This window comes from Steroidobacter sp., from assembly GCF_036402275.1.
GTDB lineage: Bacteria > Pseudomonadota > Gammaproteobacteria > Steroidobacterales > Steroidobacteraceae > Steroidobacter.
On the sequence record NZ_DASWTF010000030.1, the window covers coordinates 43,852 to 66,090 of the forward strand.

Genomic DNA, 22,239 nt, shown 5'->3' on the forward strand with positions numbered 1-22,239 from the left:
TCAGCAGCTCGTGAAGAATCCAAGCTCCGGCGGCATCCCGCGCCACATCGCGGTGATCATGGATGGCAACGGCCGATGGGCCGCGAACCGCGCGTTGCCGCGCTCGGCCGGCCACGGCATGGGCGTGCGCACCGTGAAGCAGGTCGTGGAGATGTGCGTCAATCGCGGCATCGAAGCGCTGACCCTGTTCGCGTTCTCCAGCGAGAACTGGCAGCGGCCGCGCGAAGAAGTCTCGATGCTGATGAACCGGTTCCTCGAGGCGCTCGACGACGAGATCGAAGGTCTGCACAAGAACGGCCTGCGGGTGCGCTTCATCGGCAATCTGCCGCAGCTGTCGACACCGCTGCGCGAGCGCATGGAAACGGCCATGAAACTCACCGCGAACAACACAGGCATGAGCCTGGTGATCGCGGTGGCGTACGGCGGCCGTTGGGACATCGCGGCCGCGGCTCGGGAGCTCGCGCGCCGCTGTGTTGCTGGCGAGATGCAGAGCGACGCAATCGATGAGACCGCACTCGGCGCACAGCTCGAGTTGGCCCGCCATGTTCCCGAGGGACTGGCGGATCCCGATCTGCTCATCCGCACCGGCGGGGAACAGCGCATCAGCAACTTCCTGCTCTGGAATCTCGCTTATACCGAGCTGTACTTCTGCGACACGCTCTGGCCGGATTTCGGCGAGCGCGAGCTCGACGCCGCCATCGAGCACTTCTCGCGCCGGCAGCGACGCTTCGGCCTGACGCCGGGCCAGGCAGGGGCGCGCTGATGCTACGCCAGCGGGTGATCACGGCGCTGGTGCTGGCTCCCTTCGTTTTTCTGGTCATCCTCTGGGTTCCCCATCTGGTCACCGCCTCGGTGCTGGCGCTGCTGGTGGCCGCCGGCGCCTGGGAATGGTCGGCCTTTCCGGGCTTCACGCAGGCGTCGACCCGACTGGGCTACGTGGCATTCATCGCTGCCGGTGTGGTCACCGCCTGGTACATCGGCGTCGATAGCGTCGAATCGAACCTGCTGCTGTACGCCTCGTTGGTGTGGTGGTTGCTGGCGCTGCTGTGGATTGCGTTCGCTCCCGGCAACGTGAATCGCGCCACCGCCGCGATCGCCGGTCTGTTCGTGCTGGTTCCCGTGTGGCTCGCGCTGGTGCGCCTGCACGCCCAAGGGCCGCAACTGCTGTTGTTTCTGCTGATGCTGGTGGTGGCGGCGGACATTGGCGCATATTTCGCCGGCCGGGCGTTCGGCAAGCACAAGCTCGCGCCCCGGGTCAGCCCGGGTAAAACCTGGGAAGGCGTGGGCGGCGGCTTACTGGCGGCCGCGCTGATGGCCGCCGTCGGCGTATGGTGGTTCAGCATGGACACTGTGCCGTTCATGGTGTTGTGCGTGGTCGTGGCGATCGCCTCGGTGGTCGGCGACCTGACCGAGAGTCTGTTCAAGCGTCACGCGGGACTGAAGGACAGCGGCAGCCTGCTGCCGGGACACGGCGGCGTGCTCGACCGGGTCGATAGCGTGACCGCCGCGGCGCCGGTGTTCCTGATCGGCCTGGAGCGGCTGGGGTTGTTGCGATGACGAGTGCCCGTATTCGTGTCGCAGTGCTGGGTTCGACCGGCAGCATCGGCCTGAGCACGCTCGACGTGCTGGCCCGTCACCCCGATCGTTTCGAAGTGTTCGCGCTCACGGCCAACAACAATGTGGCCAAGCTGCGTGAGCAATGCCTTGCCCACTGTCCGCAATTCGCAGTCGTGGTCGATGCATCGGCGGGCGCCAAGCTCAGCGCCGACCTGCATGCCGCCGGCTGCAAAACCCGCGTTCTCACGGGCGAGGCCGCGTTGAGCGAGGTCGCCGCCCACGAGCAGGTCGATGCGGTAATGGCCGCCATCGTCGGCGCCGCCGGTCTGCGGTCCAGCCTGGCCGCCGCCCGGGCGGGCAAGCGGATCATGCTTGCGAACAAGGAAGCGCTGGTGATGTCCGGTCCCTTGTTCATGCAGGCCGTGCGCGAGGGCGGGGCGACGTTGCTGCCCGTCGACAGTGAGCACAACGCGGTTTTTCAGTGTATGAGTGGGCCGGGGGCGACCCAGGCCGGCGTCACACGCGCCGATGTGCGGCGGGTGTTGCTGACCGCCTCGGGCGGTCCTTTCCTGCGCACGCCGGCCAGTGCGCTCCGGGCGGTGACGCCCGAACAAGCCTGCGCGCATCCGCGTTGGGTCATGGGGCGAAAAATCTCGGTGGATTCCGCCACGCTGATGAACAAGGGACTGGAGCAGATCGAAGCTTGTCTGTTGTTCGCGTTGCCGCCGGCGCAGGTGGAAGTGGTCGTGCATCCCCAGAGCATCGTGCACTCGCTGGTTGAATACATCGACGGCTCGATGCTCGCGCAACTGGGCAATCCCGACATGCGCACGCCGATCGCGCACGCGCTCGGCTGGCCGGAGCGTATCGCCTCCGGTGTAGAATCGCTCGATATCGTCCGGACCGCGCGGCTGGATTTCGAAGCGCCGGATGCGGCCCGGTTCCCGTGTCTGGGGCTGGCGCGGGCCGCCTCGGAGGCCGGTGGCACGATGCCCGCGGTGCTGAACGCCGCGAACGAAGTCGCTGTTGAAGCATTTTTACAGCGCCGGTTGTCTTTCCTAGAGATTCCGGAAGTGATCGAGCGCGTCCTGGCGCGTCACTCGACGCTGCCGGCCAGCTCGCTCGATGACGTATTGAGCGCGGATGACTGGGCGCGCCGCGAGGCGCATGCGGCCCTTCGGGCAGCCGCGGGAGTGTGTGCATGATTTCTCCGAGCAGTCCTCTGGAATGGTTGATCTCGGCGCTGGCGTTCATCGTGGCCATCGGCGTGCTGGTGGCGGTGCACGAGTTCGGGCACTACTGGGTCGCGCGCCGGCTCGGCATCAAGGTGCTGCGTTTTTCCATCGGCTTCGGCAAGCCGCTGTGGCAGCACACGGGCGGCAAGGACAACGTCGAATACGCGATCGCCGCCATTCCGCTGGGCGGCTATGTGAAATTGCTCGATGAGCGCGAGGGCGACGTGCCCGCCGAGGAGCTGCCGCGCGCCTTCAATCGTCAGCCGGTGTGGAAGCGCATCGCCGTGCTGCTCGCCGGACCGCTGTTCAACCTGATTTTCGCGGTGTTTTTGTATTGGATCCTGTTCACCGCCGGCGTGCCGGCGCTGCGCCCGCTGATCGGCGAAGTGACGCCGGATTCGATCGCCGCGCGCGCCGGTCTGCGATACGAGGATCAAATCATCGCCGTCGCCGGCAAGCCCACCGAGACACTGGAAGCGGCGACGCTCGGCATCATCGAGGACGTGACCGACGACGGCACGATTCAGATGCGAGTGCGCGGCGTGGATGGCGGCGAGCGCGACCTGGCGCTGGTGGCCGGCGACCGCACCCGCGAGCTGACGCAGCCCGAAGCGCTGTTCCCGGGACTGGGCTTCGATATCTGGCAGCCGAAGGTGCCCGCCAAGGTCGCCAAAGTGATGGACGACTCTGCCGCGCTCCGCGCTGGCGTCAAAACGGGCGATGAGATTCTCAAAGTCGACGGCAAGGCCATCGTGGACTTCAGCGAGTTGAAAGCGCAGGTCGGACCCAGGCCCGGCCAGAACGTGCTCATCGAGATTCGCCGCGACGGGCAGGTGATGACCTTGCCGATCACGATTGGAGAGAGCACGACGGGCGGCCGGCGTACCGGCATGATCGGCGTAGTGCCGGTGAACGAGCCGATCGCAACCGGCCGGACCACCGAAGATCTGTTCACGCTGCAGAAATACGGCGTGTTCGCCGCCGTCGGCGAGGCCGCCACCAAGACCTGGGACACCTCGTTGTTCACCTTGCGAATCGTCGGCCGCATCGTCACCGGTAACGTGTCGCTGAAGGCGATTTCCGGACCGATCAGCATCGCGGAGACCACCGGTTTCGCGGTCCGGCAGGGCTGGCGCATCTTCCTGAGCACCCTGGCGCTGATCAGCATCAGCCTGGGCGTGCTCAATCTGATGCCCATTCCGATTCTGGACGGCGGGCAGATCGTGTATCAGCTGGCGGAACTGGTGAAGGGCCGGCCGGTCTCAGAACGAGCACAGCTGCTCGGACAGCAGATCGGCATCGCGATGTTGATCCTGATGATGACGCTGGCCTTCTACAACGACATCGCGCGGCATCTGCAGTAATTCGCGCACTTCCAACGAGAACATAGGGGCATAGGGCTGATGCGGTTGAAGTCCATCATCCACGCGACGCTCGCGGTCGCAGCGGCAGGCGCGTTGCCAGGCGTTTGGCAGGGCGTGGCCGTGGCGCAAGTCGCCGCGTCGGAGTCCCGCTTCACGGTCGGCGATATCCGTATCGAAGGCCTGCAGCGTATTTCCGAAGGCACGGTGTACAACTACCTGCCCGTGAACATCGGCGACCAGATCGATCAGCGCCGTATCCAGGAAGCGCTGCGCGCCATGTACAACACCGGCTTTTTCCGCGACGTGGAGATCCGTCGCGAAGGCGGCACGCTGGTGATCGCGGTGCTGGAGCGGCCTTCGATCGAGAGCTTCGAGATCAAGGGCAACAAGGACATCAAGACCGAGGACCTGCAGAAGTCCCTGCGCAACGTCGGTCTCGCCACCGGCAAGACCTTCGACCAGTCGGTGCTGGACGAGGTCAAGCAATACCTCACCGACCAGTATTTCTCGCGCGGCAAGTACGCGGTGCGCGTCGACACCAAGGTCGAGGAAGTGCCGGGCAACAAGGTCAAGCTGACCATCGACGTGAACGAAGGCAAGCGCGCGCGCATCCGCCAGATCAACGTCGCCGGCAACACCGCGTTCACCGACGAAGAGCTGCGCGAAGAGTTCGAGCTGAACACGCCGAACTGGCTGTCCTGGTACAAACAGGACGACCGTTACTCGCGCGAATCGTTATCGGGCGATCTGGAAAAGCTGCGCTCGTACTACATGGACCGCGGCTACGCCAACTTCGCCGTGACTTCCACGCAGGTGGCGATCGCGCCGGAGAAGGACGACATCTTCGTCACGGTCAACGTCCAGGAAGGCGATGTTTTCAAAATCTCCGAGATCAAAATGGCCGGCAACATGGTCGTGCCCGAGTCGGAGCTGCGACGGCTGATTTTCTTCAAGCCCGGCGACACCTACTCGCTGCGGCAGATCACCGCGACGCAGGAGGCGATGAAGCTGCGACTCGGCGTCGACGGTTATGCGTTCGCCACGGTCGATCCGGTGCCGACGCCGAACGCCGAGACCAAGGAAATCTCGCTGACGTTCGTGGTCGATCCGAAGAATCGCGTGTACGTGCGTCGCGTGAATTTCAACGGCACTTCCGGTGTCAACGACGAAGTGTTCCGTCGCGAAATGCGCCAGTTCGAAGGCTCGTATCTGTCGAACTCGGCGGTGGAGCGCTCCAAGCAGCGTATCCAGCGTCTGCCGTTCATCCAGAAAGTCGAAGTGGAAACCAACCAGGTGCCGGGCGCGGCCGACCTGGTGGACGTGGATTTCGAGATCGAGGAGGGCCTGCCGGGCCAGTTCGGCGGCGGCGTCGGTTACTCCGAGTCGCAGTCGGTGATCTTGAACGGCAACTTCGTGCACTCGAATTTCATGGGCACGGGCAATCGCGTGGCCATGGAAATCAACTCCGGCCGTTACGCCAAGGCCTTCACGTTCTCGCATACCGATCGTTACACCACGATCGACGAAGTGCAGCGAACGATCTCGGCGGGCTATCGCGACGTGACTCAGTTCACTTCGGCGACGTCGGATTTCGACACCGAGACGATCACGCTCGGCATCAACTACGACTGGCCCATCACCGAATATCAATATCTCGGCGTGGGCCTCACGGCGCAGCGCGCCGAGTTGGTCACCAGCCAGGGCGGCAGCGCCGAGCAGGCGACCGATTGGGTGCGTTCGAACGGCAATGCCCGCACGCGCTGCGTGGATTACATCAATAACAATGGCGTGTGCGACACGTCATTGGGCGAGTACTTCCTGTACAGCAGCGAGTTCGACACGCTCGAGCTCAACCTCGGCTGGCGTTACGACTCGCGCAATCGTGCGATCTTCGCGGATCGCGGCGCGCGTCATCGTTTCAATATCGGTTACACAGTGCCGGGCAGTGACGTGGAATTCTGGACCGCGTCGTACGATTTCCTGCAGTTCATCCCGATCTGGCGCAGCTTCACGCTCATGTTCAACGTCGAGCTGGCTTATGGTGAAGCGCTCGGCGACACGACGGCGCTGCCGCCCTACCGTCAATATTTCGGCGGCGGTCCCGACTCGGTGCGCGGCTTCCGAGAAAGCCGCCTGGGCCCGAAGGACAATTTCGGCCGTCCTTACGGCGGCAACATCAAGACCATCGCGCAGACCGAAATCCTGCTGCCGATGCCGGAAAAATGGCGTAACAGCGCGCGTTTCAGCCTGTTCTACGACATCGGCAACGTGTTCTCGAATCAGAACATCGACTTTTTCGGGCCGCAGATCGATCCGAACGTGGCGCCGAAGCCGGTGGACTACAACTTCAGTTATGATGAGCTCCGACACTCGGCCGGTCTCGCCGTGCAATGGCTGGCGCCGCTGGGTGTGTTCCGGTTCAGCTACGCGGTGCCGCTCAAGGAAGTCAGTGGCGACACCGTCGACCATTACGGCGACGAGACCGAGGGCTTCCAGTTCTCGATCGGCCAAGCGTTTTGAGAGCGCTTTCCGGGCAACGATTCGATCCTAAAGATAATGGGACATATTCCGAGGTTGGCTACATGGCACGTTTGAGCATTTCCGCTTTCCTGCTGGCTCCGCTGGCGCTGTCGATGGCGCTGCTCGCGCCCGCTGCCGGCGCGCAGACGCAATTGAAGATCGCCGTGGTCAACGTTCCCCGATTGCTCGAGGAGGCGCCCCAGGCCAAGTCGGCCATGCAGGCCCTGCAAGACGAGTTCTCGCCGCGTCAGCGCGAAATGGCCGCTCAGCAAAAAGACCTGAAGGCCAAGGAAGAGAAGCTGCAGCGTGACGGCGCCGTGATGGCCGAGAACGAGCGGCGCAACGCCGAGAAGGACCTGCGCGAAGGTCAGCGCGACCTGGCGCGCAAGCAGAACGAGTACGTCGAAGATCTGAACGTGCGTCGTAACGAGGAGCTGGGCAAGCTGCAGCGCTCGCTGTTGCAGGAAGTGCAGGCCTACGCGCGGACTTCCGGCTTCGACCTGGTGGTCGGCGACGGCGTGCTGTTCGTCAACGAGTCGCTCGACATCACGCCGCAGGTGCTGAGCGCCCTGCAGGCGCGCGCCAAGAGCGGTGGCGGCCCGAAGCCGGCCACTCCGCCCGCCAAGCCCGCCACTCCGCCGGCGAAGCAGTAATCATGAATATCCGCAACCGACGGTTGCGCGTCTGAGCCGGGCGACGGCGATGTCCGCGCAGCCCGGCCTCAGCCTGGGCGAGCTCGCCGTCCGCTTTGGCTCTGTTCTCAAAGGCGATCCCGATCACCGCGTGACGCGGGTGTCCGCGCTGGAAAGCGCGGACGCCGCGTCCGTCACGTTTCTCGCGAATCCCCGCTATCGCCGTTATTTGCAGCAGACCAAGGCGGGCGTGGTGGTGCTCGATCCGAAGCTGGCCGATGCCTGCCCGGTGAACGCGCTGCTGGCCAAGAATCCTTACGCAACCTACGCGCGCATCGCGGCTTTGTTATATCCGCCGCCGGCTGCGCCTCCAGGGCGGCACGCGACTGCGGTGGTCGATCCTTCTGCGAAGATCGATCCGAGCGCGTCAATCGGTCCGCACGCCGTCATCGGTGCGCGCGTCACCATCGGCGCTCGTACTGTCATCGGTCCAGGCTGCGTGGTGATGGACGAGGTGACGGTCGGCGATGACTCGCGACTCACCGCGAATGTGACTCTGTGCCAGGGCGTCGTCATCGGCAGCCGCTGTCTCATGCACCCCAGCGTCGTCATCGGCGCCGACGGGTTCGGCCTCGCGCCCGATCAGGGCGAATGGCTGAAGGTGCCGCAGGTCGGCACGGTGCGCGTCGGCGACGATGTCGAGATCGGCGCGAGCACGACCATCGACCGCGGCGCCATCGACGACACCGTCATCGGCGACGGCGTGAAGCTGGATAACCAGATTCAGATCGGCCACAACGTGCGCATCGGCGACCATACGGCCATCGCTGGCTGCGCCGGGATCTCCGGCAGCGCCGTGATCGGTAAGCGTTGCATGATCGGCGGCATGGTCGGCGTGGCCGGCCACCTGACCATCTGCGACGACGTGGTGGTCACCGGTAAATCTTTCGTGAGCAGCAGCATCCGCAAGCCCGGTTACTATTCGAGCGGCATACCGGTCGACGAAACGACGCGTTTCCGCAAGAATGCCGCCCGCTTCCAGCGGCTGGACGAGTTCGTTCGCGAGGTCCGCCGCGAGCGGGGCGCCGGTCCTGAAAGGGACGACGCGCCTGCCGAAGACCCGAATGAGGAATAACAAGGCTTCCGATGACCGAGAGCACCGACACCAAAGGCAGCGACGCGCCCACCTCGCTGACCATGGATATTCACGAAGTGATGCGCCGTCTGCCGCATCGCTATCCGTTCCTGCTGGTCGATCGCGTGCTCGAGTGCACCTCCGGCAAGACCATCCGCGCCCTCAAGAACGTCACCATCAACGAGCCGTTCTTCCCCGGTCACTTTCCGCATCGGCCGGTGTTCCCCGGCGTGATCATTCTGGAAGCGCTGGCGCAGACCGCCGGCATCCTGGCGTTCGTCACCGCCGGCGTGTACCCGGACGAGCACCGTCAGCTGTATTTCGTCGGCATCGACAAGGCGCGCTTCCGTCGTCCGGTGGAGCCGGGCGATCAGCTGATTTTGAAAGCGACGCTGGAGCGTTCGATCCGCGGCATCTGGAAGTTTTCCACCGTGGCCGAAGTCGATGGCGAGGAAGCCTGCAGCGCCGAGATGATGGTGGCTCCGGGCGAAACCAGGAAGTGATGCGGAAATCGCCACGATGGCAATACATCCAACAGCTCTGATCGACCCCAGCGCGCAGCTTGCTCCCGATGTGGAGGTAGGCGCCTATACGGTCATCGGCGCGAACGTCGTCATCGGCGCCGGCACCTGGATCGGCCCGCACGTGGTCGTCGACGGGCCGACCACCATCGGCCGCGAGAACAAGATTTTTCAGTTCGCCTCGATCGGCGCCGCGCCCCAGGATTTGAAATACAACAACGAGCCGACGCGGCTCGAAGTGGGCGACCGGAATACGTTCCGGGAGAACACCACGATCAATCGCGGCACCACCAAGGATCAGCTGGTCACGAAAATCGGCAGCGACAACCTGTTCATGACCGGCTCGCACGTCGGCCACGATTGCGTGATCGGCTCGCATTGCGTGCTGGCGAACTACGCAACCCTCGGCGGACACGTGATCATTGGCGACTGGGTGCACATGGGCGGCTTCGCCGGCATTCATCAGTTCTGCCAGGTCGGCGCGCATGCGTTCATCGCCAACAACACGGCCGTGACTCGCGATGTGCCGCCGTTCGTGATGGCGGTGGGCCGTCCCGCCGAACCGCACAGCGTGAACTCGGAAGGGTTGAAGCGTCGCGGCTACTCGGCCGAGCAGATCCGGAACATTCGCGATGCGTATCGCATCCTGTACCGCTCGCAGCTGAAGCTCATCGAAGCCACCGAGCAGATCGAACAGCGCGCGAAGAACCAGCCCGAACTGCAGCCGCTGCTCGACTTCCTCAACGACTCCACGCCGCGGCGTGAGCGCGTGGGTATTGTTAGGTAACGAGTAAGTGCCTTCGGCGTGTACTACAGTCGCACCACCGCGACTCCCACCCTTTGAAGAGTTGGACACGACGTGGCCCATTCAGAGGTAGCACCGCTCATAGTGTTAGTTGCCGGAGAAACTTCCGGCGACAACCTCGGTGCTCAACTCATTACCGCGCTCCGCCAGCGCATCCCGCAAGCACGTTTTGCCGGCATCGCCGGGCCGCGCATGGCGGCTGCCGGCTGCGAACCCTGGGAGCGCGCCGAAAGTCTCTCGGTGATGGGGCTGTTCGAGATCATTCCTCATCTGCCGCGCCTGCTGCGCATCCGTCGTAACCTCATCGAGCGCGTGCTCGCCGAACGTCCGGCCGTGTACGTCGGCGTCGACGCCAAAGAATTCAATCTGCGCATCGCGCCGCGTTTCAAAGAGGCGGGCATTCCAACCGTGCAATACGTCAGTCCGCAGGTGTGGGCTTGGCGGCAGGGGCGCGTGAACACCATCGGCAGGGCAGTGGATCTGATTCTGTGTCTGTTGCCGTTCGAAAAACCGTTCTACGACGCGCACTCGGTGCATGCCGAGTTCGTCGGCCATCCGCTGGCCGATCAAGTGCCCATGCAGATGAACGCCGCTGACGCGCGTGCGCAGTTGGGTGTTCCGGCGGACGGCCAATACGTCGCCGTGTTGCCAGGCAGCCGGCACGGCGAGGTGTCGCGGCTCAGTCCGGATTTCGCCGCGACCATGGGCTGGTTGCTGAAGGAGCGACCGCAGTTGCGCTTCCTCGCGGCGCTGGCCAGCGACTCGACCCGAAAGATTTTCGAAGCCGCGCTCGATCGTGTCGCTGCTGAACAGCCGGCGCTGCGCGAGCGCGTCACCTTGGTCAACGGTCTAGCGCAGGCGGTGATGGCCGCCAGCGACACGGTGCTGCTCGCCTCGGGCACCGCAACGCTCGAAGCGACGCTGGTGAAGCGGCCCATGGTGGTGGCCTATCGCTTAGGGTGGCTGACAAGTTTTCTGCTCAAGCATTTGAAACTCTTCAAGGCGCCGTTCTTCGCCCAGCCCAACCTGCTGGCGGGCCGGCAGCTGGTGCCGGAGTACTTCAATGCCGAGGTGCGCGCCGAAGTGCTTGGTCCTGCAGTGCTTCGGCAACTGGAGCGTGCCGATCGCGATCAGCTCGTGCAAACTTTCGCCTCCATCCACGAAACCCTCCGGCGCGACGCCAGCGCGCGCGCGGCGGACGCGATCGTGGACCTGTTGGTGAAGCGGCGTTTGTCGAGCATAGCGCCATAGGCGCTTATCTGGCGTGCGCATAAGAGGGCGATAGAAGAAACGCGATGGGAGCATCTCAGCGGACAATGGCTTTGCCGTTGCAGGCGCCCGGCCTGGTCGCGGGCGTCGACGAGGCGGGACGCGGGCCGCTGGCCGGTCCGGTCGTCGCGGCGGCGGTCATCCTCGATCCGCGTCGCCGGATTCGCGGCATCAAAGATTCCAAGCAGCTCGAGGCCGAGGAGCGCGAGGCGCTGTCGATCAAGATCCGCGGCGCGGCGCTGGCGTGGTCGGTCGCCTGGGCCGATGTCGAAGAGATCGATTGCCACAACATCCTGCAGGCCACTCACCTGGCCATGCGTCGGGCGCTGATCGGCCTGCATATTCATCCGGGCCACGTTCAGGTCGACGGCAATCTGTGCCCGTCGTTCCTCGGGCTGCCGATGAAGTGCAGCTACGAAGCCATCATCGACGGCGACGCGCTCAAGACCTGCATCGGCGCCGCGTCGATTCTCGCCAAGGTGACGCGCGATCGCATGATGGTCGAGCTGGATGCGATCTACCCCGGCTACGGCTTCGCCACTCACAAGGGCTACAGCACGCCCCAGCACTACGAAGCGCTGGAGCGGCTCGGTCCCACGCCCATTCATCGGCGCAGCTTCGAGCCGGTGCGGCTCGCCTGCGAGCGGCAGTTATCGATGGTCGTCGGGCTGTAGCCGGTGTCCTCGTTCGTCCATCTACACCTGCACACCGAGTATTCGCTGGTCGACAGCGTGGTGCGCATCACCAGCGAAGGCGAGGGCATCCCCGGCCTGATGGATTCGGTCGCGGCCGCCAAGATGCCGTCGGTCGCGCTCACCGATCAGAGCAATCTGTTCGCGATGGTGAAGTTCTACAAGGCGGCGCAGTCCGCCGGCGTAAAGCCCATCATCGGCGTCGATCTTCGCATCCACGAAGTCGGCGACCGCGTCGAGCCGTCGGCGCTGGTGCTGCTGTGTCAGAACGCCGTCGGTTACAACAATCTGTCCAAGCTGGTCAGCAAGTCGTATCTGGAAGGCCAGAAGAAGGGCGTCGCGACCGTCGATCGCAGCTGGCTCAATCCCGAGGACCTGAAAGGGTTGATCGCGCTGTCCGGCGCGCGTGAAGGCGATATCGGTCGCGCCATTCTGAATGGTCGCGATGACGAAGCGCGCAGCGCGCTCGATTTCTGGCTCAGCTTGTTCGGCGATCGTTTCTATCTGGAGCTGCAACGCACCGGCCGTGAGGGCGACGAGCGTCACGTGCAGGGTGCGTTGGATCTCGCCATCGAGCGCGGCATTCCGGTGGTCGCGACCAACGACGTGCGCTTCATTCGTCGTGAGGATTTCGAATCCCACGAGGCGCGCGTTTGTATTCACGACGGCGCCTTGCTTGCAGATCCGAAGCGCCGGCGTCGCTACAGCGAACAGCAATATCTCAAGTCGCCCAAGGAAATGGCCGACCTGTTCAAGGATGTGCCCGAGGCCATCGAGAACACGATCGAGATCGCGCGTCGTTGCAGTCTGGAGCTGAAGCTCGGCAAGAGCGTGCTGCCCAAGTTCCCGACGCCGAACGACATGCCGGTCGACGACTACCTGCGTGAGCAGTCGCGCAAGGGGCTGGAAGAACGTCTGGTGCAGCTCAAGGCGACGCCGGTGCAGGGGCGCGTCATTGCCGATGAGGAATACAGGCAACGTCTGGAAATCGAGCTGGGCGTCATCATCCAGATGGGCTTTCCCGGCTACTTCCTGATCGTCGCGGACTTCATCAAGTGGGCCAAGGCGAACGGCGTACCGGTCGGGCCGGGCCGCGGTTCCGGCGCGGGCTCGCTGGTGGCGTTCTGTCTCGGCATCACCGATATCGATCCGCTGCGCTACGACCTGCTGTTCGAACGTTTCTTGAATCCCGAACGCGTCTCCATGCCCGACTTCGACGTCGACTTCTGCATGGACGGCCGCGACCGCGTGATCGATTATGTCGCGCGTCACTACGGTCGCGAGCGTGTTTCGCAAATCATCACTTACGGCACCATGGCGGCGAAGGCCGTGGTGCGCGACGTGGCGCGCGTGTTCGGTCAGAGCTATGGCTTCGCCGACTCCATCGCCAAGCTGATTCCGTTCGAGCTCGGCATCACGCTGAAGGACGCGCTCGCCAAGGAAGAAGAGCTGCGGCGTCGCTATCAGACCGAAGAAGAAACACGCGCCATCCTCGACATGGCGATGTCGCTCGAAGGCCTGGTGCGTAACGCGGGCATGCACGCGGGTGGCGTCGTTATCTCGCCGTCCGTGCTCACCGATTTCTCGCCGCTGTTCTGCGACGAGAACGGACAGAGCGTGGTAACGCAGTTCGACAAGGACGACGTCGAGCAAGCGGGCCTGGTGAAGTTCGACTTCCTGGGGTTGCGCACCCTCACCATCATTGATTGGGCTCTGAAGGTCATCAATGCGCAACGCGCGGAAAAGGGCGAGCCGCCGCTGGATATCAACGCGCTGCCCATGGATGACCAGGCGACGTTCGACCTGCTGAAGCGCTACGAGACCACCGCCGTGTTCCAGCTGGAATCTCGCGGCATGAAGGACCTGATCCGCCGCCTGCAGCCGGACTGCTTCGAAGACATCGTCGCGCTCGTGGCGCTGTTCCGTCCCGGCCCGCTGGAGTCGGGCATGGTGGACGACTTCATCGCGCGCAAGCGCGGCACCACGACCGGTCCCATCGATTATCTGCACCCCGATCTGCAGCCAGTGCTCGCGCCGACGTACGGCGTCATCTTGTATCAAGAGCAGGTGATGCAGATCGCGCAGGTGCTCGCCGGCTATTCGCTAGGCGGCGCCGACTTGCTCCGTCGCGCGATGGGTAAGAAGAAGCCCGAGGAAATGGCCAAGCAACGGACCATTTTCGTGACGGGCGCGACCGCGCGCGGCGTGGATCAGCATCAGGCCGAGCACATTTTCGACCTGATGGAAAAGTTCGCGGGTTACGGCTTCAACAAGTCGCACTCGGCCGCTTACGCGCTGCTGACGTATCAAACGGCGTGGTTGAAGGCGCACTATCCGGCGGCGTTCATGTCCGCGGTGCTGTCGTCCGATATGGACAAGACCGACAAGGTCGTGACCCTCATCGACGAGGCGCGGCGCATGAAGCTGAAGGTCGAGCCGCCGGATGTGAACTCGTCGCAGTTCATGTTCACCGTGTCCGATGAGCGGACGATTCGTTACGGGCTCGGCGCCATCAAGGGCGTCGGACAGAACGTCGTGGAGATGCTGGTCGAAGCGCGCAAGAGCGAGCCCTATCGCGATCTGGCGGACATGTGCCGGCGCAGTGACGCGAATCGAATGAACCGTCGCGTGCTGGAAGCGTTGATTCGCTCTGGCGCGGTCGACTCGCTCGGCGCCAATCGTGCGACGTTGATGCATTCGCTGCCCTCGGCGATGCAGTTGGCCGATCAAACGATTCGGGCACGGGCGGTGGGCCAGGACGATATGTTCGGCTTGATGGACACCAGTGCCGCCGCGCCGCCGGCGTTGGTGACAGAGGTGTTGCCGGATTGGAGCCGGCGCGTGCGGCTCGATGGCGAGCGTGACACGCTCGGCCTGTATCTCACCGGCCATCCGTTCGAGGAATTCGAAGCCGAGGTGAAGCCCATCACCAGCGGCCGCATCGTCGATCTGACGAGCGATCGTCCGGCGCCCAGCGGCGGAGAGGGCGGCTTCCAGCAGTTCAAGGGCAAGCCGGTGACCGTCGGCGGCATGGTGTTCGACGTGGGCAAGCGCGGCCAGCGCGTGATCTTCACGCTCGACGACCGCAGCGGCCGCATGGAAGCGTCCATGTTCGAAGATGTGTGGCAGCAGTACCGCACGGTGATCGCCAAGAGCGCGATCGTGATCGTCGAAGGTCAGCTGCGCTTCGATGAGTACATCGAGGGCTGGCGTCTCAACGCCAAGAAGGTCATCGACATCGACCAGGCCCGCGAGCTGCACGCCAAACGACTGGCGATCCGTTGGCCGCCGGGACTGGATGCGCAAGGCCAGCGTGGCTTTCTCAAACAGCTCGAGCAAACCTTGCGACCGTTCCGAGGCGGCCGCTGTGCAGTCGCGGTTTACTACACCGGTTCCGCTGCGCGGGCCGAGCTGGTGCTATCCCAGGAATGGCAAGTCAAACCGACCCGCGAGCTCACGGAACGGCTGTCGCAGCTGTGCGGGCATGACGGGTTCAAGCTGATTTACGGCACGCCAACGAGCAGCCACTAGAATTCTTGTTGGCGGCTTCGACGGGAGTCGGAGATGATGCGTAGTCAAACATGCATGATCGCCCATTGCCGTGCCCCCGCAGCGACTATTCGTCCTCATCGCCGGTAACTTTTTCGTCGCCACCAGCTTTCTGAGCGTCGGCGGTCTGCTCAGCGATATTTCTGCGTCGCTGCAGGTGCCCATCGAACAGGCCGGTCTGCTGATCGCCGCCTTCGGCATCGCCGCCGCCGTTTGCGCTCCGACGTTGGCTACTCTCGGGTCTCGCATCGATCGCCGCAAGTTACTTACGGGCTCCATGGCTGTGTGCGCAATCGCGAACCTGCTCGCGGCGCTGAGCCAGAGTTACGAACATTTGTTGCTGGCCCGCGTGCTCGCGGCTGTGACTTCCGCGGTCTACACGCCGCAGGTGGCTGCCACGCTTAGCATGCTGATGCCGGAGAAGGAGCGGGCGCCGACCCTGGCTAAATTGATGGTCGGCTGGTCCGTGGGGGCGGTGCTCGGCAATCCCTTGTCGGTGCTGATCGCATCCGTCTCATCGTGGCGGATGTCGTTTGCATTCATCGGCATTTCCAGCGCCGTCATCGCGTTCTTCATCTGGCGCTCGCTGCCGGCCAACGTGATGGTGCCGCCCCTCAACTGGCACCGCTGGTTTCAAGTGCTGCGCTCGCCGGCGCTGCGTTATCTCACTGCCGCTACGATGCTCAGCAACGTGGGCAGTGTCGTCATGATGAGTTACATCGCGCCCATTGTGGGCTCTGTGCAAGGTATTTCCGGGGCCGCGCTGGCGTTATTGCTTTTCGTCGCAGGTGTCGGTTCGCTGCTCGGCAATCTGCTCAGCGTGCGCATGGTGCGGATCTATGGCGCGACCGTCGTCGCGTATCGCTGCAATATTTCTTCCGCGGTCATGCTGCTGCTTTGGCCGCTGTTCTCGCTCTGGGTGGCCACCATCTATGTGGCCCAGTTCCTGTGGAGCCTCGGCAGCTCCGGCTTTCCCGCCGTTCAACAAGCTCGGCTCGTCGCCGTCGCACCCATGCTGGCCGCCGCCACCATCGCTCTGAACTCATCCGTGACCTACCTGGGCATCGCGGTGGGCGCGAGCATCGGCGCGACCGCCTGGACACTGGTGCCGCCACGCTTCATGAGCTGGGTCGGCTTCGTCTTCGTCCTGGGCGCCCTCACGTGCTCCGTCCTCGGCGAACGCGCCGCGCAGAAGGAGGCGGGGGCGTCTGCTTGAGCTGTCGATCTGGCCTTCGAGCCGGGGCAGGGGGGAGGTCACGATGGGGCTCATGTACTACCATGAGCCGAATGTCCTTTATGAGGACGTGACGCCAGGCGCAACCTTTACGGTGCGCGAAGGTCCACACATCATTGGCTATGGCACTGTGTTGTCCAGAACGCCGCCCCCATAGACGGGAGAAGGAGGCGCTCCCCATGCTCGGTGGTTGTCTTTGTGGTGCGATTCGATATGAAGCTCACGAGCCGTTTGTTTCGGTGAGCATCTGCCATTGCCGCAGCTGCCGGCTGGCCAGCGGCGCGCCGACGGTCAGTTGGTTCGTGTTGCCGCTCACTCAGTTTCGCTGGCTGAAAGGTCAGCCCACCCTGTTTGCATCGTCACCGCCCGTGAAGCGCGGCTTTTGCGCCCGGTGCGGTACGCAGCTCACGTATCATCACACTGACTCGCCCCAGGAGATCGAAGTCACCACGCTGTCGCTCGATGAACCCGGTCTGGTCCGGCCCACACGAGAGATCTGGATGTCCGAGCGGGTGGGGTGGGTGCCGGTCGACATGGCGTTAGATCACTTCTCGCGTGAGAACACGCAAGGCGCGCCAGATCATCGAGGGTTTGGAATTTAACAGTTGGCACTCCAGCTGGAGTGCGCCCGTGAGAACGCGGAAGGAGATCGCATATGCGCTCGGTCAATTTTTCTCTGATTGCACTTGTCGTGGTGCTCATCGGCTCCGCCGCAGCCGCCGATGCTTTGCCGAAACATTCAGCGGCGGTCGTTCTGCGCTATCCGGGCACAGCGCCGCTGCGTTCCGCCGATGCCCAACAGCTCAAAGCCAAGGCCCTGGAGATCCTGCGGTCGTCCAACTTCAATTCCGCGGCTCCCCGCTGGGAATGGGACGAGGCAACATCCAACCTGGAATACGGCGCGGCGGTCTCCGGCCGCCATCTGCTAGTAACATTCGCCGATCCCACGATCATTGAGACGACTGGCGGCAAAGTTGTAGTCAAAGAGATAATCATCGGCCTGAATACCGCCCAGTACGCCAGCTCCCTGCACACGATCGACGACAAAGGCCGCGTGGTCGCCCATGCCAAGTACTCCGGTACGCTCTGCGTAGAGTTGGTCGACATGGTCAAAGCGCTGCCTCGCGAATCCGCAGCCCCGAGACTGCAAAGATAGTTCCGACCACCACGGCGTGGCTGGCTCTCAGTTTTCTCGCGGCCGGCGCCTGGCTCGTTGGGTCGTTAGGATGAGCGCCGGGCGGCGTGGGGAATTTAACATTCGGCACTCCAGCTGGAGTGCGTGACGCTCAACAATTCGTAACTGGCGTCGCTCGCGCGCAGCGCGGGTGAGGCGCTGCACGCGAACGAAGGCCGACCTCAGTCCGCCTTCACCGCCTCGACCTGGATCTGCAGCTCGACTTCCTGCTTGAAGCCGTACGGCTTGCCATAGCTCACGCCGAACTCCTCGCGGTTGATCTTGCCGACCACGTCGGCGCCGCAGGTTTCTTTTTTGTTCATGGGGTTCGGCTTGCACAGGAAGCTGTTGATCTTGAGCTTCACGGGCTTGGTCACGCCGTGCAGGGTCAGCGTGCCGTCCACTTCGGTGGGCGCGCCGTTCTTGAAGTTCACCAGCTTGCCGGTGTAGGTCGCGGTGGGGAACTTCTCCACGTCGAAGATTTCGTTGGACTTGGCGTGGGCGTTCATTTTCTCGTGGCCGAAGTCGATGGCCGCCATGTCCATCTTCACGTCGACCGTGCCGGTCTGCGCGGCGGCGTCGAGGGTCACGGTGCCGGAGCTGCTGTTGATCTTGCCGCGCCAGTTCGACAGGCCGCCCATGTGGTCGGCGGTGAAGCTCGGATAGGTGTGGTTGGGATCGATGTTGTATTTGACCGGAGCGGCGCTCACCGCGCCGACAGTCAATGCAGCGGCCGCCATGACCAGGAGGGACGAAGCTTTCATGCAAGAGTCTCCAGATGGGCTGCCCCCAAGGGCAGAAAGGTTGAGTAGAAAGGTTGTATCAAAAAAAGCTAGCCGCCCGCGCGCTTGGCTTTGAAGCCGCGCTGGGTCAGCTCTTGGACCAGTTTGTCGCGATGGTCGCCCTGGATTTCAATGCGACCGTTGTCGACCGCGCCGCCCGAGCCGCATTTCTTCTTGAGCTCGGTGGCGAGCGCCGCCAGTTGGTCGGCAGGCAGGCCGAGGCCGGTGATCACAGTGACGCCTTTGCCTTTGCGACCCTGCGTCTCGCGACTGACGCGCACCACGCCGTCGCTGGTGGTCTTGCCGGGCGTGCCTTTCTTGCAGACACATTCGCGCACGGCGCGCAGGCAGTTGGGGCAGCGCTCGCCGATGTCGGTGGAATAAACGATGCCGCCGCCGTCGGACGGCGACTTGCGGGGAGACGTCATGGGAAGCGGGCGGATTCCGGCTGGGTTTTCATGGCGCGAAAGTGTTGCGGCTTTCGTGAGCCGACGCAACTGCGGCGCGTGGCCGCGTGCGTGTAAGATGCCCGCCATCACGCGCATAAGACTTATGCCACGGAGGAAAGAATCATGTTTGGATTGATCGGCAAGATGACGGCCGCTCCCGGCCAGCGTGAAGCTTTGATCGCCGTGCTCCTCGAAGGCACCGGCGGCATGCCCGGCTGCCTGAGTTATATCGTAGCGCGCGACGTGAAAGACGAAAACGCGATCTGGATCACTGAAGTGTGGGACAGCAAGGAAAGTCACGCCGCCTCGCTGAAACTGCCGGCGGTGCAGGCGGCCATCGCCAAAGGGCGACCCATGATCGCCGGCTTCAGCGATGGCGTGACCACCGAACCGATCGGCGGTGTCGGCCTGCCAAAATAAATCAGGGTTGCGCGAGCTGCGTGACGCCGCGCTTGCGCTTCTCTTCGGCGACCATGTCACGCACGTCGTTCAACAAACGTTTCGCGTCATAGATAATTCCGTCCTTGATGGTGTACTTGACGCCGCCCACCCGATGCGTGCGTCCATCTTCACCGAGGCGCACGTGCCCGGTGCCATACATCACTTTGAAATTCGCCACCGGGTTCTCGTCGAGGATCGCGAGGTCAGCGAGCTTGCCCGGCTCGATGGAGCCGAGGCGATCTTCCGCACCGAGTGCCTGCGCGCCGTTGAGAGTCGCCGAGCGAATCACTTCCAGCGGATGGAAGCCCGCTTCGCGCAACAGCTCCAGCTCCTGGATCGTGCCGAAACCATACAGCTGATAGATGAAGCCCGAATCGGAGCCGACAGTGACGCGGCCGCCGCGATTTTTGTAATCGTTCACGAACGCCATCCACAGGCGATAGTTCTCGCGCCAGGCGATCTCGTCCTCGCTGCCCCAATCGAAAAAGAAGCTGCCGTGGTTGTCGCGATTCGGCGTGTAGAAATCCCACAGCTGCGGCATCGTGTACTGCTCATGCCAGTCGGCGCGCCGTGCGCGCATGAGGTCGCGTGACGCGAGATAGATCGTGAATGTCGGATCGAGAGTGAAATCCAGCGCGAGCAGCTCTTTGATCACGGCCTCGTATTTATCGCTCCCCGGTTTCGCAGCCTGACGCCACAGCCGGCCGGCCTGGCCAAACCGATCCTGCTCGTTGTTATAGTTATAGGCCGGGGGATAGTCCTGCACCGTTCGGTCATCGAACAACGCTTCGGGTAATCCATACCAGTGTTCCATCGTCGTGAGGCCCCAACGCGCGGTGGTCAGCACATTCACGCGGCGAACGTCGAGCTGCGAGTGATGACAAGCGCTGCGCATGCCTTGTTTCTTCAGTTCGTCGAACATGGCCTGCAGCACGTCGGGCCGATAACCGAAGCACTTCATGCCGACGGCGCCTCTGGCCTTGATGTCTCGCACCCACTGGCGGCCCTGTTCTGGAGTGGTCAGCGGCTTGTCTGGTCGAAGGAAGGCAAACGGAAAGATTCGGGGCGCGACGATCTCGTTGCGTTCGCTTCGACGCGTCTCGCTCGCGCACCATTCGACACCGTTGCCGCAGCCCGGATCGCGAATGGTCGTGATGCCGTGGCCCATCCAGAGCTTGTAGACGTACTCGGACGACACGCCTTGTTCCTTGCCGCCGATGTGCCCGTGCATGTCGATGAGGCCGGGCAGGACGTAATGACCGCGCATGTCGATCTCACGGCCACCCGCCTTGAGCTTGGGCCGGCGCGGATCTTCCTTCACGCCGCCGGGTGCGCCCACCGACATCACTTCGACGATGCGGTTGCCTTCGATGACAATGTCGGCGGGACCGAAAGCGGGCGCGCCGGTGCCGTTGATGACCGTGGCGCTGCGCAGAATGAGTTGGGAGTAGGGACCTTCGCCGGTATTCCGGGCCGGCGCTGGCGGAACCTGGAACTCACTTTCTGCCGCGAAGCTGAGCGCGGATTGCAGCGTCAGAGTCAAAGCAAGGGTCGCCAGGCCCATGGTCCAGGGCATCGCTCGGGATCGCATGCGTGGTTCGTCTCCTGGGGCGCGAAGGCGGCATGATGCCGCAAGCGGGCCCGGAAATCTTCGCGTTCTGAACGGTTCAGGTGAAAGCGGAATAGACCAGCGTGCGCAACTCGCGACGCAAGTTGTAGATGGTCGAGGGGATCAGCTGGGTCATGAAGATGACGATCAGCTGCTCGCGGGGATCGACCCAGAAATAGGTGCTCGCCATGCCGCCCCACGAGTAGTCGCCGGCGCTGCCGGGAATCAGGGTGCGCGCCGGATGGGTGGTGACCGCGAAGCCCAGGCCGAAACCGACGCCCGAGTAGCCCGCTTCGCTGAACAGCGATACCGACATCTCGGGCAGTTCCTTGCCGCCCGGCAAATGGTTTGCGGTCATCAGCTCGACGGTCTTGGGGCTGAGCAGACGCGCGCCATCCAGCGTGCCGCCGTTCAATAGCATGCGGCAGAAGCGCAGATAGTCCGCGGCGGTGGAAACTAGGCCGCCACCGCCCGAGACGAATGACGGTGGCCGCAAGTACGGGCTGCTCTGCGGATCGTCCTGCAGTTTCATGCGGCCATCGGGGCCGAGCATGTAACAAGCGGCGAAACGACCGGCTTTTGCGGCGGGCACATGGAAATCCGTATCGACCATGCCGAGCGGCGCGAAGATACGTTGACGCAGGAATTCCTCGAACGGCAGCCCCGAGATCTTGCCCACCAGATAGCCGAGCACGTCGGTCGAGACGGAATAATTCCAGACATCGCCGGGCGAGGCTTCCAGCGGAATTTTCGCCAGGCCTTCGATCATCGCCTCCAGCGTGCCGCTGCCGGCTGGATCGCCGAAGCCGAACTTGCGATAGGCGGCATCGACGTTGGTTCTCTGCTGCAAACCGTAGGTCAGGCCCGAAGTGTGCCGAAGCAAATCGACGATCCGCATGGGCGTCGAAGTGGGCCGCGTACGAAACGTGCCGATGAAGCCCGCTTCGTACACGCCGAGGTTGCGCCACTGAGGAATATAACGATGCACCGGATCGTCCAGCGCGATCAGACCTTCTTCCACCAGCATCATCACCGCGACGCTGGTGATCGGCTTGGTCATGGAATAAATCCGGAAGAGGGTGTCCTGCTGCAGCGGACGCAGGCGCTCCACGTCCATGTGCCCTTGCAGGCTCAGATGCGCGAGCTCGCCACGACGCTCGATCAGCGTCAATGCGCCGGGCAAGCGCCCCGGCTCGATGTAACGCTGCTGCAGATGACGGTCGATCAGTTGCAGGCGGCTGCTGGAAAGGCCCACGGCTTCTGGCGTCATT

Annotated in this window: 20 protein-coding genes; 16 read left to right on the forward strand and 4 right to left on the reverse strand. The window is 63.5% G+C overall.

The genetic code is table 11. The annotated features are described in order from the left end of the window. Positions 1 to 10 precede the first annotated feature (10 nt). The 15 genes from uppS to VGD45_RS14860 all read left to right on the forward strand — a co-directional run bounded on the left by uppS (position 11) and on the right by VGD45_RS14860 (position 17,669). Positions 11 to 763 (forward strand): polyprenyl diphosphate synthase, encoded by a 753-nt coding sequence (gene uppS / locus VGD45_RS14790; RefSeq protein ID WP_331156092.1) that lies wholly within the window; start codon positions 11 to 13, stop codon positions 761 to 763. Then, entirely contained in the window at positions 763 to 1,557 is a 795-nt protein-coding gene (locus VGD45_RS14795; RefSeq protein WP_331156093.1) for a phosphatidate cytidylyltransferase, read from the forward strand. The genes uppS and VGD45_RS14795 overlap by 1 nt, the downstream gene beginning before the upstream one ends. Next, positions 1,554 to 2,762 carry a 1-deoxy-D-xylulose-5-phosphate reductoisomerase gene (gene ispC / locus VGD45_RS14800; RefSeq protein WP_331156094.1) on the forward strand — a complete coding sequence of 403 codons (1,209 nt, stop codon included), beginning with the start codon at positions 1,554 to 1,556 and terminating at the stop codon, positions 2,760 to 2,762. The genes VGD45_RS14795 and ispC overlap by 4 nt, the downstream gene beginning before the upstream one ends. After that, entirely contained in the window at positions 2,759 to 4,156 is a 1,398-nt protein-coding gene (gene rseP / locus VGD45_RS14805) for an RIP metalloprotease RseP (protein WP_331156095.1), read from the forward strand. Before ispC ends, rseP begins: the two co-directional genes overlap by 4 nt. Positions 4,157 to 4,195: 39 nt before the next feature. After that, the gene (gene bamA, locus VGD45_RS14810; RefSeq protein ID WP_331156096.1) at positions 4,196 to 6,676 is read left to right on the forward strand and encodes an outer membrane protein assembly factor BamA; all 2,481 of its coding nucleotides are present in this window, start codon (positions 4,196 to 4,198) and stop codon (positions 6,674 to 6,676) included. Positions 6,677 to 6,738: 62 nt separating this feature from the next. Beyond that, positions 6,739 to 7,329 (forward strand): OmpH family outer membrane protein, encoded by a 591-nt coding sequence (locus tag VGD45_RS14815; RefSeq protein ID WP_331156097.1) that lies wholly within the window; start codon positions 6,739 to 6,741, stop codon positions 7,327 to 7,329. Between the two features lie 49 nt (positions 7,330 to 7,378). Continuing rightward, entirely contained in the window at positions 7,379 to 8,443 is a 1,065-nt protein-coding gene (lpxD, locus tag VGD45_RS14820; RefSeq protein ID WP_331156098.1) for a UDP-3-O-(3-hydroxymyristoyl)glucosamine N-acyltransferase, read from the forward strand. A gap of 62 nt (positions 8,444 to 8,505) precedes the next feature. Further along, positions 8,506 to 8,946: a 3-hydroxyacyl-ACP dehydratase FabZ gene (gene fabZ, locus VGD45_RS14825; RefSeq protein WP_331156166.1), complete on the forward strand. Its 441-nt coding sequence runs from the start codon at positions 8,506 to 8,508 to the stop codon at positions 8,944 to 8,946. Between the two features lie 16 nt (positions 8,947 to 8,962). Further along, complete coding sequence (gene lpxA / locus VGD45_RS14830; RefSeq protein WP_331156099.1) at positions 8,963 to 9,751, forward strand: acyl-ACP--UDP-N-acetylglucosamine O-acyltransferase; 789 nt, start codon at positions 8,963 to 8,965, stop codon at positions 9,749 to 9,751. Positions 9,752 to 9,823: 72 nt separating this feature from the next. Beyond that, entirely contained in the window at positions 9,824 to 11,020 is a 1,197-nt protein-coding gene (gene lpxB / locus VGD45_RS14835; protein WP_331156100.1) for a lipid-A-disaccharide synthase, read from the forward strand. A 65-nt stretch (positions 11,021 to 11,085) separates the two neighbouring features. Next, entirely contained in the window at positions 11,086 to 11,712 is a 627-nt protein-coding gene (rnhB, locus tag VGD45_RS14840; protein WP_331156101.1) for a ribonuclease HII, read from the forward strand. Between the two features lie 3 nt (positions 11,713 to 11,715). Further along, positions 11,716 to 15,261: a DNA polymerase III subunit alpha gene (gene dnaE / locus VGD45_RS14845; RefSeq protein WP_331156102.1), complete on the forward strand. Its 3,546-nt coding sequence runs from the start codon at positions 11,716 to 11,718 to the stop codon at positions 15,259 to 15,261. A gap of 70 nt (positions 15,262 to 15,331) precedes the next feature. Then, positions 15,332 to 16,495 carry an MFS transporter gene (locus VGD45_RS14850; protein ID WP_331156103.1) on the forward strand — a complete coding sequence of 388 codons (1,164 nt, stop codon included), beginning with the start codon at positions 15,332 to 15,334 and terminating at the stop codon, positions 16,493 to 16,495. A 197-nt stretch (positions 16,496 to 16,692) separates the two neighbouring features. Further along, positions 16,693 to 17,115: a GFA family protein gene (locus VGD45_RS14855; RefSeq protein ID WP_331156104.1), complete on the forward strand. Its 423-nt coding sequence runs from the start codon at positions 16,693 to 16,695 to the stop codon at positions 17,113 to 17,115. Between the two features lie 53 nt (positions 17,116 to 17,168). Further along, positions 17,169 to 17,669 (forward strand): hypothetical protein, encoded by a 501-nt coding sequence (locus VGD45_RS14860; RefSeq protein WP_331156105.1) that lies wholly within the window; start codon positions 17,169 to 17,171, stop codon positions 17,667 to 17,669. Between the two features lie 200 nt (positions 17,670 to 17,869). Here VGD45_RS14860 and VGD45_RS14865 read toward each other — a convergent pair whose 3' ends face one another. Both VGD45_RS14865 and VGD45_RS14870 read right to left on the reverse strand, forming a co-directional pair. After that, positions 17,870 to 18,451: a YceI family protein gene (locus tag VGD45_RS14865; protein WP_331156106.1), complete on the reverse strand. Its 582-nt coding sequence runs from the start codon at positions 18,449 to 18,451 to the stop codon at positions 17,870 to 17,872. Positions 18,452 to 18,519: 68 nt separating this feature from the next. After that, the gene (locus VGD45_RS14870; RefSeq protein ID WP_331156107.1) at positions 18,520 to 18,897 is read right to left on the reverse strand and encodes a translation initiation factor Sui1; all 378 of its coding nucleotides are present in this window, start codon (positions 18,895 to 18,897) and stop codon (positions 18,520 to 18,522) included. Positions 18,898 to 19,041: 144 nt separating this feature from the next. On the opposite strand from VGD45_RS14870, the gene VGD45_RS14875 reads away from it, so the two are divergent. Continuing rightward, positions 19,042 to 19,338 (forward strand): putative quinol monooxygenase, encoded by a 297-nt coding sequence (locus VGD45_RS14875; protein WP_331156108.1) that lies wholly within the window; start codon positions 19,042 to 19,044, stop codon positions 19,336 to 19,338. A gap of 1 nt (position 19,339) precedes the next feature. Here VGD45_RS14875 and VGD45_RS14880 read toward each other — a convergent pair whose 3' ends face one another. Further along, positions 19,340 to 20,950 (reverse strand): amidohydrolase family protein, encoded by a 1,611-nt coding sequence (locus VGD45_RS14880; protein WP_331156109.1) that lies wholly within the window; start codon positions 20,948 to 20,950, stop codon positions 19,340 to 19,342. A gap of 76 nt (positions 20,951 to 21,026) precedes the next feature. After that, positions 21,027 to 22,238, reverse strand: coding sequence for a serine hydrolase domain-containing protein (locus VGD45_RS14885; protein WP_331156110.1), 1,212 nt, complete (start codon positions 22,236 to 22,238; stop codon positions 21,027 to 21,029). Position 22,239: the final 1 nt, after the last annotated feature.